General features: G+C 71.3%; 10 protein-coding genes. 9 read left to right on the top strand and 1 reads right to left on the bottom strand.

The annotated features are described in order from the left end of the window. Positions 1-128: 128 nt before the first annotated feature. From stsB to ACFV6D_RS38045, 5 genes are read left to right on the top strand one after another with little or no spacing between them, the layout of a single operon-like run. Positions 129-1,574, top strand: a complete 1,446-nt coding sequence (gene stsB / locus ACFV6D_RS38065; protein WP_063351987.1) for a StsB family radical SAM/SPASM domain sactipeptide maturase — start codon at positions 129-131, stop codon at positions 1,572-1,574. Then, on the top strand, positions 1,562-1,855 hold the full coding sequence (locus tag ACFV6D_RS38060; RefSeq protein ID WP_380563293.1) for a PqqD family protein: 294 nt from the start codon (positions 1,562-1,564) through the stop codon (positions 1,853-1,855). The genes stsB and ACFV6D_RS38060 overlap by 13 nt, the downstream gene beginning before the upstream one ends. Beyond that, positions 1,848-2,693 carry a S24/S26 family peptidase gene (locus ACFV6D_RS38055; RefSeq protein WP_063351985.1) on the top strand — a complete coding sequence of 282 codons (846 nt, stop codon included), beginning with the start codon at positions 1,848-1,850 and terminating at the stop codon, positions 2,691-2,693. The genes ACFV6D_RS38060 and ACFV6D_RS38055 overlap by 8 nt, the downstream gene beginning before the upstream one ends. Then, positions 2,690-3,625, top strand: coding sequence for an ATP-binding cassette domain-containing protein (locus ACFV6D_RS38050; RefSeq protein ID WP_380563291.1), 936 nt, complete (start codon positions 2,690-2,692; stop codon positions 3,623-3,625). Before ACFV6D_RS38055 ends, ACFV6D_RS38050 begins: the two co-directional genes overlap by 4 nt. Continuing rightward, positions 3,622-4,497: an ABC transporter permease gene (locus ACFV6D_RS38045; protein ID WP_380563289.1), complete on the top strand. Its 876-nt coding sequence runs from the start codon at positions 3,622-3,624 to the stop codon at positions 4,495-4,497. The genes ACFV6D_RS38050 and ACFV6D_RS38045 overlap by 4 nt, the downstream gene beginning before the upstream one ends. Positions 4,498-4,536: 39 nt before the next feature. Here the strand turns inward: ACFV6D_RS38045 and ACFV6D_RS38040 are convergent, their stop codons facing one another. Next, entirely contained in the window at positions 4,537-5,064 is a 528-nt protein-coding gene (locus ACFV6D_RS38040) for a GNAT family N-acetyltransferase (RefSeq protein WP_380424074.1), read from the bottom strand. A 1,118-nt stretch (positions 5,065-6,182) separates the two neighbouring features. Here ACFV6D_RS38040 and ACFV6D_RS38035 point away from each other — a divergent pair. From ACFV6D_RS38035 to ACFV6D_RS38020, 4 genes are all read left to right on the top strand, one after another. Further along, positions 6,183-6,755, top strand: a complete 573-nt coding sequence (locus tag ACFV6D_RS38035; protein ID WP_380563287.1) for a hypothetical protein — start codon at positions 6,183-6,185, stop codon at positions 6,753-6,755. Positions 6,756-7,034: 279 nt separating this feature from the next. Then, a complete protein-coding gene (locus tag ACFV6D_RS38030) occupies positions 7,035-8,240 on the top strand; it encodes a serine hydrolase domain-containing protein (RefSeq protein WP_380563285.1) in 1,206 nt (401 codons plus the stop codon). 134 nt (positions 8,241-8,374) lie between these two features. Then, complete coding sequence (locus ACFV6D_RS38025) at positions 8,375-10,084, top strand: FAD-binding oxidoreductase (RefSeq protein WP_380563283.1); 1,710 nt, start codon at positions 8,375-8,377, stop codon at positions 10,082-10,084. A gap of 126 nt (positions 10,085-10,210) precedes the next feature. Next, positions 10,211-10,481: hypothetical protein (locus ACFV6D_RS38020; RefSeq protein WP_380563281.1), on the top strand; the 271-nt coding region annotated here is incomplete at its 3' end.

The following is a 10,481-nucleotide window of genomic DNA, read 5'->3' as shown; positions in this document are numbered from 1 at the left end:
TTTGTGTGTGTTTGTGGGTGTGTGTTATTTTTATATTCCCCCGGCGCCCGCGCCCCCCTCATAAGACGGGGGGGGGGGGCGCGCGGCCCGGCGCCCGGCCCCCCCACCCCTGACGGCCGAGGTGGAGAATGAAACTGCTCGAACTCTGGGACGACCTGGTGGTTCCCGACGACCTGGTCTACTTCACGAACGGCGGGGACCGTCTGGTCACCAATCCGGAGCTGGCGGCCTGGTGCCTGATGACCGCCCCGGAAACCGACGTGCTCCGCGCCCTCGCCGCCCCGGGCCGCCCGAGGGGCACGCTGCCCACGGACGCGGGCACCGTCGAACGCGCGCTGGCGAAGGCGGTCCTGAACTGGCTGGTCTACCTGCCCGGCCGGCGCCCCGTGGTCCGGGCCCCGGAACCGCAGTTGTCGATGGTCTACTACGCGATCACGGACGGCTGCAACCTGCGCTGCCCCTACTGCTACGCCTCGTCGGAGAAGGCCCTGCCCGGCGAGCTCAACACCGCCGAGTCGCTCGACCTCGTCGACCAGGCCGCCGACCTGGGGGCCCGGGTCATCGTCTTCACCGGCGGTGAACCCATGCTCCGCAAGGACCTGTTCACCGTCGCCGGGCACGCCCGGGAACGCGGGCTCGCCGCCAACATCATCACCAACGGCACCACCATCAGGCGGCTCGAAACCGCGCAGCGGATGGCCGAGATCTTCAACCAGGTCACGGTCAGCCTGGACGGCGGCACCGTCGAGACGCACGAACGGACCCGCGGCAAGGGCACCTTCGCCCGGACGGCCCAGGGCCTGCGCCTGCTGAACCAGGCGGGCGTCACCCCGGTCATCAACCACGTGGTGACCCCCGAGAACGTCGACGTCCTCGACCGGCTGGCCGAGTTCGTCGCCGACCTCGACATCTCCCGGGTCCGGATGATGAACCACACCGACCTGGGCCGCGGTGCGACCGACGGCTTCGACTACGGCTGGGCGGACTACCAGAAGGTGCTGGACTTCTGCTGGACCCACCCGCTGGCCGGCAAGCTCCTGCCGGAGGGCCCGAAAGCGAGCAAACCCTGCTCGGTGAAGGGCAATTGCGGCATGGGCGGCAACGAGGTCTACGTCAACTCGCTCGGCACGGTCTACCCCTGCAAGCTCGTCACCGAGCAGGTCCACATCGCGGGCAACGTCCGCCGGCAGCCGCTGGCGGAGATCTTCGCCGCCCCGGTCCTCGCCGACCTGCGGACCAACAACGTCTTCACCGGGGAGAACCTCCAGGACTGCCGCCGCTGCTACATCCGCGGTGCCTGCGGCGGCGGCTGCCGGGCCTACCACCTGGCCGAGACCGGCGACGTGCACCGCAACGGCCGCCACCTCTGCCGCATCCTGCGCCAGTCGATGATCGCCAGCCTGTGGAGCGCGAACGGCGTCCCGGGGGCCCGGCTCAAGGCCGGACGGGACGAGCTGTTCCGCCCGTTGCTCGTCCGGGACGACTCCCTCCACCCGGCGTACGAGGACTGGAAGGCCCCGGAACGCCGCCTGCTGCCGCTCGCCGACCGAGAGGACCGCCGATGCACTACCTGATCGACTCCGAGGTGGTCTGGACCCCCTCCCTGAACGAGGTGCGGATCTACTCCGCCCGCAGCGGGGAGTTCCGCACCCTCAACCACACCGCCGCCGAGATCTGGCTGGAACTGGCCGAGAACCGCTCCGTCCCGGACGTGGTCGCCGAACTCGCCCGGCGCCACGGCGCCGAGAGCCCCGCGCAGCGGGCACTGATCGCCAAGGACGTCCAGGAGTTCGTGGCACGGTTGCTGGCACAGGACCTGCTGGTGACGGCGGACCAGGGTGACGCCCGTGTCTGAGGAACCGTCGCAGATCCGACTGCTGCGCAGCGCCCTCGCCGCCGTGGGGAGGGCGCGGCTGAGGACCGCCGGGCGGAGCATGCTGCCCACGATCGAGCCCGGGACCGTGATCACGGTCCTGGCCCGGCCCTTCGACGAGGTGGAACCGGGGGACGTGGCGGTCGTCCTGCTCGACCGGAAGGTGATCGTGCACCGCGTGGTCGACCGGGCGGGCAGCCGGCTGCTCACCCGGGGGGACAACCTCCCGCTGGTCGACCCGGTGGTCGGGCCCGGGGAGTACCTCGGGGTCGTGCCCGCGTACCGCCGAGCGGTCACGCTCGCGGCCCTGGACCTGGCCAGGCTCGCCGCCTACCCCGACCGGGGGGCGGGCCGGACCCGGATCTGGCTCCCCGGCCCGGCCCCGGCCTACGCGTGGTGGCACCCGGCGATGCGCCGCGGCGACATGCCCGGCCTGTCGAGGGGCGAGGCCCGACCTGTGGTCAGCGTCTCCCCGTACGGCGCGCTCCCGGGGACCGCCCTCGACGAACTGCTCGCCGCCGCCGGCCGGCGCGACGTCGACATCCTGATCGGCCGGGCCGCCGGCTGCCCCTCGGACGACCGGACGACCGGGTCCTCGGGCGATCGGGCGACCGGGCCTTCGGAGGGCTGGGGCGGACGGCCGCCGCTGCGGCCCGGGACGGCGGACTTCCACGTCGGCCACGGCACCCTGTTGGAACCGCCGCGACTGGCCGACACCGCCGAGTTCGTCCGCGCACGCGTCGAAGCCGTCCGGGGCGTTCTTCCCGTCCGGCCGGACCAGGCCCCGGGCCGGTCGGACCTCGCGGGGTGGCGCGGATGACAACCCCGCTGCACGTCGAGAACCTGGTCAAGCGCTACACCGGCATGACCCGCAACGCCGTCGACGGCATCTCCTTCGACCTCGGCGACGGCGCCGTCGTCGGACTGCTCGGGCCGAACGGTGCGGGGAAGACCACGCTCACCAAGCTGATCTGCGGCGTCACCGCGCCCACCACGGGCCGGGTCACCGTGTTCGACGAGGAGCCGACGGCCGGCAGCGAGGTGAAGCACCAGCTCGGCGTCGTCCACCAGTCGGCGCCCTTCGACATGATGCTGTCCCTCCTGGACAACCTGCGCATCGCCGCCGCCTTCAAGGGCCTGCGCTGGCCCGAAGTCCGCCCGACGGTCGACGAGTTGTTGGACACGCTCGGCCTCGGCTCGGCCACCGGCCAGCTGGTGTTCACCCTCTCCGGCGGCGAGCGGCGCCGCCTCCAGATCGTCCGGGCGCTGCTCGGCCGCCCCCGGCTGCTGCTGCTCGACGAGCCCTCCGCCGGCATGGACGTCAGCGGCCGCCGGAGGATGTGGGAGCTGCTGCGGGACCTGCGCCACCGGTACGGCACCACCATGCTGTGGACCAGCCACTACGTCGAGGAACTGGAACGCAACTGCGGCCGGGTGCTGATCGTCAACCGGGGCCGGCTGCTCCAGGACGGCACCCCGCGCGAGCTCGCCGAGCGCTTCGGCCCGCAGGTCGTACGCGTCCGGACGGCCGACCCTGCGCAGCCCGAGCCGTTCGCCGACCTGGCCCGCTCGGCCGGGTTGCAGGCCGTCGTCACGGACGGACTGGTGCAGCTGTCCGGGCGCGACGTGCGCACCCGGCTGCCCGCCCTTCTCACCCGCCTGCGCTCCGACGGCCCGGACGCGGCGTCCGTGGAGTACCTCCCGCCGTCGCTGGAGGACGCGTTCATCGACCTCGTGGAGAGCCAACCGTGACCACTGCGACCGCCGACTCCGCCGGCACTGCTGACTCCGCCGACTCCTCTGCCTCCGCTGACACCGCCGGTACCGCGCCCGCCCCGCCCACCGCCCCGCGCGGGCGGTGGCGGCAGGACGCCGTCGCCACCCTGTACCGCGAGTACTGCCTGCTCACCCGCAACCGGACCAACCTCCTGCTGGCGATCACCCCGAGCGCGGTCTACCTGCTGCTGTTCGCCACCTCGCTCTCCCACCTGGTGGGCGACGTCCGGTACCACGGACGCGCCGTCGGCTACGCCGAGTTCACCGTGCCCGCGCTGATGCTCTCCTCCATGCTGGCGGCGGCGACCGCGGCGGGCACCTCGCTGTTCCAGGAGCGGCTCGGCCAGATGGAGCTAGAACTCTGGTCGTACCCGCTACGGCGCAGCAGCTACGTCCTGGGCAAGCTGGCCGCCGGCGCAGGGCTCGTCCTGGCGCAGACCCTGCTGGCGCTCGCCATCGCGCTCGCCGTGTTCGACTTCCGCTGGCCGGTCGGGCACTGGGCCGCCCTGATCGCCTCGACGGTGCTGGCGTCCTTCGCCTGCAACGGCCTCTACCTGCTGCTGGCCACGCTGTTCACCGACTTCCAGCGCTTCACGGTGACGGTCAACGTCCTGGCCCCGGTCCTGCTCTTCGCCGCCCCGTCCTTCTACCCGGTCGAGCAGATGGCCCCGGTGCTGCGCCTGCTGTCCTGGGCGGATCCGGTCACCTACGTGGTCCGCTGCCTGCGGGACTCCGCCCTGCTGGGCTTCGACGCGGCCTGGCCGCAGATGCTGCTCCTGGCCGGCATCGCCGCCATCACCAGCGCGCTGACCGCCCGCTCCCTGTTGACGCGCGCCGCGAAGCTGTGACGGATCGTCCAGCGCCCCGTTGCCGGAGCGGACGTACGCTCAGTCGCCGAGGATCCGCTCCCACAACAGCCCGTCCCGCCAGCTGCCGTCGAGGAAGATCGAGGAGTGCGCGACGCCGTACGGACTGAACCCGTGGCGGCGCAGCACCCGGTGCGACGCCACGTTCTCCAGGCTGGTGGACGCCTCGGCGCGGTGCAGCCCGAGTTCGTCCGTCATCACCCGGAGCGCGAGTTCGACGGCACGCCCGGCGTGCCCCTGATTCTGGGCGACACTGGCGATCCAGTATCCGACGGAGCCGCGGCGCAGGTGCGGCTGCGGCAGGATGCCCGCGACGGTGATCTGCCCGACCACCTGGTCGTCGGCGAGCACGACGCCCGGCCAGACCGTGCCGGCCCGGTACCCGGCCAGCAGCCGGTCGATCCGCTCCGCCTGGCCCTCCGGAGTGAAGAACTCGGCCGGCTGGTCCGGTTCCCACGGCCGGAAGGCCTCGACGTCCCGCGTCCGGTGCGCGGCTATCGGGGCGGCGTCGGCGGTCTCGATCAGACGGATACCGGTACGGCTGCGCATGGGCTGGTCCTTGTCACGGCGGGTCGGATGAGACGGCAGCCTATGCGAGCGCGCCCACGCCACGGCGCCCTGTTCCGCTTTTCCACGTGCGTGTCCATCAGCAGCGGGGCGGAGCCGCCGAAGCAGACGGAGTCGCCGGTTCCAACGTGGAGACCGTGCCGGCGGAGCAGACCTGCTGGACCGACGACAACGGCTGGGCGAGGGGTCGGCTTCAGCGGCGTGATCGGGCCGCGGCCATCGGATCAGCCTCCGGCCGCGGCCCTGCGGGCGACGTCCGCCCGCAGGGCGGCCAGCTCCGCTCGGAGGGCAAGGAGTTCTCCACCGCGACGACAGACGGCACCGAGACCCGCCCGGGCCGCGAGAGGCCAGAGCCTGCACACCGCCATCCCGCCACAACTCATGCCACTGGTACGCCGACTTCGGGCTCACCCGCCAGACGCCGTGCCACTTCCGACGGCTTGATCCTCTGCTCGAACAACTCGGCCGCCCGCATCGCCACCGACTCCTGGCGCAGCCGCCCCTCAGCGCCCAGCCCGCCCCCATCTGCATATCTCACACACCGCCGAACACAGCCACCACACCAAGCCCATCAGGGACTTCAGGAAAGCTCACCCTGGCGATCCGAAGTCAGTAACGAGCCCTTCGTTCACACCGTCACAATGACACCCTGTTCGACGGGCGGAAGCGTACGTGTATGAGGGGACTCCCGTGCTGGGGCCGAAGGGGGCATCGATGGGAGCCCGGGGACCCTGCGTTGCGTGGCTTTCCGTGACTCCCGATCACCCGGTACCTGGCCCCCTGCGCAGTCCCCACGGGGCCGTGCGACGCTTCACCCGGAGGCCGGAGGCCGGAGGATGTCCCGGCCTTCAGTCCGGGGAGGAATCCGGTTTTCCGTATGGCGGGTCAGGGGCGGCCGTTTTGCCGCCAGGCGGACCGGTGTCTACCAATCCGAGTGCGAACACTTTTTTGTCAGACCGTCAGGCTAGGGTGCCGGGCATGGAGATCACAGCGCAGAACACCGGCCCGGCATCCGGCCTCCGTCCCGTGACGGACAGCCGCCGACCGCACTCTGCACGGTGATCGTCAAATACTCACACGCGAGATTCAGGGGCAAGAACATGTCACGGACCGAACTCCACCGACGCCGTGCCGTCATCGGGCTCATCGCCGGCGCGACGCTGATATCCCTCGCCGGATGTGGATCGTCGAGCCCGGCCAAGAGCGCCACCGCGCCTGGGGCCGCGGTCTCGACGTCCGCGGGTGCGGCGCCGGCTGACGCGGCAGCGCCCCCGGCGGCGGGCGCCCCCGCCAGCGCGCCGGGGAAGGCCGGCAAGGGCAGCGCCGACGTGACCTTCAGCGGCGTGGAGTCCGGCTCCATCAAGGCCGCCGACAGCACCTGCACTGTCATCAAGGGTGAGCTGACGTCCTTCCAGGCGCCGTCGGACCAGAACGCCGGCGGTCCGAGCGTCGCCGGCGTCGAGTCGGGCACCGGCTGGATGATGCCGGTCAGCACGGCCGCCCACGTCGGCGGCTACGTGAAGAACAACGCGACCGGCGTCAAGGCGACCAAGACCGGCGACAGTTGGACGGTCACGCTGACGGACACGGAGGTGGCCGCCACCTACGACCTCGGTCAGACGGTCACGCTCAACGGAACGATCATCTGCGGCACGGTCGTCAGCGCCGGCTGACCGGCTGACCGGCCGCAGAACGGGACCTTGTGCCGAACGCCGGGGGGAGCCACCAGACCGGAGGCTCCCCCCGGCCATAACTCGACCGAGCGTGCGGGCGCATCCCCGGATGCGGCCGCCGGACGACCCCTCACGTACCTCTTTGGTGTCCTAAGGTGTCGATCTCGTAAGCCTGTTGAAGGATGGACGGGTCCTCATCCGGAGTGATGATCCCCCGGTGGCGGCGCTGACAGGCTGACTCGTGGCGAACTCCTGTTCGCCCGAGTGAAGGGAAGCACCATGTCTCGTCGTCTGACCAGTGCCCTGATCGCAGCCTTCTGTCTGGCGGTGTCCGCGTCACCCGCCTCCGCCGCTGCGGCGGGAGCCGAGGACTCCGCAGCTTCGTCGGCCCGCCCGCGTGGCGGTCCGCTGCAACTCGCCCTCAACGGGCTGACCGACGCCAAGGCGGTGTCCGCGATCGCCGAGGTGCGTGACGGTGACCAGCGGTGGCGCGGCACCACGGGGGTGACCGACCTGGTCGGTCAGGCGCCCGTCCGTGGTGACGGCCGGTTCCGGATCGGCAGCGTCACCAAGACGTTCGTCGCCACCACGGTGCTGCAACTGGTCGGTGAGCACCGGCTCGGCCTGGAGGACTCGGTGTCGAGCCACCTGCCGGGGCTGGTCCCCAACGGGCAGAACATCACCGTCCGCCAGCTGCTCAACCAGCGCACGGGCCTGTTCGACGCCACCAACGAGGGCACCGACGTCTTTCCCAACCTCAACGACCCGGCCGTCTTCCGGACGTGGCTGGCCCAGGGCGGGTTGAACCGTACGTTCACCGCGCGCCAGTTGGTGACCGCCTCCGTCTCCCACGCGCCGAACTTCGAGCCTGGAACCCAATGGGGCTACTCCAACACCAACTTCAACATCCTCGGCCTGATCATCGAGCAGGTCACCGGGCACCCCTACGGACAGGAGGTCGGTCAGCGCATCCTGCGACCGCTCGGGATGACGAAGACCACGGTCCCCGGCCGCTCCACCACGATCCCCGGCCCGCACGCCCACAGTTACTGGACCACCGTGGACGGCGCCGGCACCGGGAACGTCAAGAAGACCGACTTCGACGTCACCGACCAGAACCCGTCCTGGGCGGGCGCCGCCGGGGAGATCATCTCCACCACCGATGACCTGGTCCGGTTCGAGCAGGCCGTGCTGAAGGGGAAGTTGCTGCGTCCGGCGGAGCAGCGCGAGATGACCACGATGCTCCAGACCGTGCCGGGCTCGCACGACGTCGACTACGGGATGGGGCTGGCGCAGGCGACGCTCTCCTGCACCACCGTGCTGGGCCACAACGGCGGCACCTTCGGCTTCTCCACCCAGCTGTGGGGCACCGCCGACCGCCAGGTCGCGCTCTCCTACACCCCGCGGGGCGATGACGCCGAGCAGACGGCGCAGAACGAGGCGAGCATCAAGTTCCTCGACACCGTCTTCTGCGGCACCCGCTGAACGTCCGCCGGGGGTGGCCGAGCGCTATGGCCTTTTCCTGATTCTATGTCAATTATCGCTATGGTCAGCACATTTGAATGACGCGTGCGCCGGTAGCATGCGCTGACGGATGGTCGTGGTGAACGGAGGAAGAGATGGACGGGTCGGCGGACGAACGGCTGGGGCGTCGCCACCTGCTCGCTCGAGCCGGTGCGGTGGCGGTCGGCGGTGCGGTCGCCGGCCTGGCCGTCGGGCCCGCCGAGGCGGCGGGCCACCAGGGCCCGGGTCCGGCGGGAGGTGGGGGCGGGCCGGAGGGCCGGGCGTTCGGGCCGGTCACGGTCCGCCCCGATGACTCCCGCTACGACAGCCTGCTGCGGGGCGACAACTACCGTTTCGTCGGCCGGCCGGAGGAGATCCGCCTGGCCGGCTCCACCGAGCAGGTGGTGCGGGCCGTCGCCGACGCCGTCCGCTCCGGGCGCCGGATCGCCGTGCGCAGCGGCGGTCACTGTTTCGAGAACTTCACCGGCGACCCGGCGGTGCAGCTCCTGCTGGACCTCTCTGCCATGGACGCCGTCGGCTTCGACCCCGCGATGGGTGCGTTCGTGGTGCAGCCGGGAGCGACCCTCGGGCGCGTGTACCGGACCTTGTTCAAGGGCTGGGGTGTGACGATCCCGGCCGGCGGCTGCCCCGAGGTGGGCGCGGGCGGGCATCTGGCCGGCGGCGGGTACGGTCCGCTGTCCCGCGCCTACGGCTCGGTCGTGGACTACCTGCACGCCGTGGAGGTAGTGGTGGCCGACCGGGACGGGACTGTCCGGGCGGTGGTCGCCACCCGGGACCCGGACGATCCGAACCACGACCTGTGGTGGGCCCACACCGGCGGCGGGGGTGGCAACTTCGGCGTCGTCACCCGCTACTGGCTCCGCTCCCACGACACCCCCGGCCCCGGCACTTCCGGCCCTGGCACCCGCCCCCACGGCGACCCCGCGGCACTCCTGCCGCGCGCCCCGGGCGAGCTGCGGAGGTGCCTGGTCGCCTGGGCCTGGGACGAGAAGATGACGGAACGGGCGTTCACCACCCTGCTGCGCAACTACGGGACGTGGCACGAGCGCAACAGCGAGCCGGGCACCCCCGCGGCGAACCTGTACGCCGTCCTCATTGCCGGACACCGCAAGTCCGGCACCCTTGAGCTGGTCGTGCAGATCGACGCGGGCGTTCCGGGTTCCGACGCGGTGCTCACCGACTTCGTACGCGCGGTGACCGCCGACGTGGGTGCCACCGAACCCGCCACCCTCCGGGGCACCATGCCCTGGCTGCCCACCAGCACCTGGCCGGGGACCGGCGAGGCCGGCAACTCGATCACCCGGCGCTACAAGGACAAGGCCGGCTACCTGCGCCGCTCCCTCACCGACGCCCAACTCGCCACCGCCTACCGGCATCTGACGGACGGCACGGGCGGTGCGGAGTGCGGCCTGCTCCTCGTCGGCTACGGCGGCCAGGTCAACGCGGTGCCCCCGTACGCCACCGCCGTCGCCCAGCGCGACTCGGTGATGAAGGCCGTCTACTACACGGTCTGGGCCGATGAGGCGGACGACGCGGCCCATCTGGCCTGGGTCCGGGACTTCTACCGCGAGGTGTATCGCGACACCGGAGGCGTCCCCGTCCCCGGTGAGGTCAGTGACGGCTCCTACATCAACTACGCGGACGCCGACCTCGCCGACCCGGTGTGGAACACCTCCGGCACCCCGTGGCACGCCCTGTACTACAAGGACAACTACCCCCGCCTGCAACAGATCAAGGCCCGTTGGGACCCGTGCAACATCTTCCGGCACGCCCTCGCCATCGAACCGCCCGACCGGAGGCCGTAACGAAAGCCCCGGGGGAGGCGCGCCGGAGGTTCACTCGCACGAGTGATTGTTACGCTGTGCACATTGCCGGACACTCAAAGTATTCGGGGGGCTCATGGGGGCTCTCCCGGCGCGAGGGGAGCCGTCATGGCCGCAGCCGAATCTTCCTCCATCGAGGTGCCGCGGATCGCGAGCAGTTCGCAGCCCGCCGACCGGGACCAGGGCCTCGCGGCGATCGGCGGCAACGTCGGCGCCGTGTGGCGGGGGTGGTGGACGTGGACCCCGGGGAACGGGACGTTCAACCTCCAGATCGCCTGGAACGTCATCGGGATCGACTCGACGGTCGTCATCACGGCCTCCGAGATCGACGGCAACGGGCACCGGTTCGTCGGTGCGGCGCCCTTCCAGGTGTCGAGCA

It is taken from the genome of Kitasatospora sp. NPDC059812 (genome assembly GCF_042732075.1).
Lineage (GTDB): Bacteria > Actinomycetota > Actinomycetes > Streptomycetales > Streptomycetaceae > Kitasatospora.
The sequence above is the reverse complement of the archived record's forward strand: the minus strand, read 5'-3'. Positions and strand labels throughout refer to the sequence as shown.

What these genes read in the sequence shown, in the direction of transcription:
- stsB (WP_063351987.1), top strand. Translation starts at nt 129, where the DNA reads ATGAAACTGCTCGAACTCTGGGACGACCTGGTGGTTCCCGACGACCTG.
- ACFV6D_RS38060 (WP_380563293.1), top strand. Translation starts at nt 1,562, where the DNA reads ATGCACTACCTGATCGACTCCGAGGTGGTCTGGACCCCCTCCCTGAAC.
- ACFV6D_RS38050 (WP_380563291.1), top strand. Translation starts at nt 2,690, where the DNA reads ATGACAACCCCGCTGCACGTCGAGAACCTGGTCAAGCGCTACACCGGC.
- ACFV6D_RS38040 (WP_380424074.1), bottom strand. Translation starts at nt 5,064, where the DNA reads ATGCGCAGCCGTACCGGTATCCGTCTGATCGAGACCGCCGACGCCGCC.
- ACFV6D_RS38035 (WP_380563287.1), top strand. Translation starts at nt 6,183, where the DNA reads ATGTCACGGACCGAACTCCACCGACGCCGTGCCGTCATCGGGCTCATC.
- ACFV6D_RS38030 (WP_380563285.1), top strand. Translation starts at nt 7,035, where the DNA reads ATGTCTCGTCGTCTGACCAGTGCCCTGATCGCAGCCTTCTGTCTGGCG.
- ACFV6D_RS38025 (WP_380563283.1), top strand. Translation starts at nt 8,375, where the DNA reads ATGGACGGGTCGGCGGACGAACGGCTGGGGCGTCGCCACCTGCTCGCT.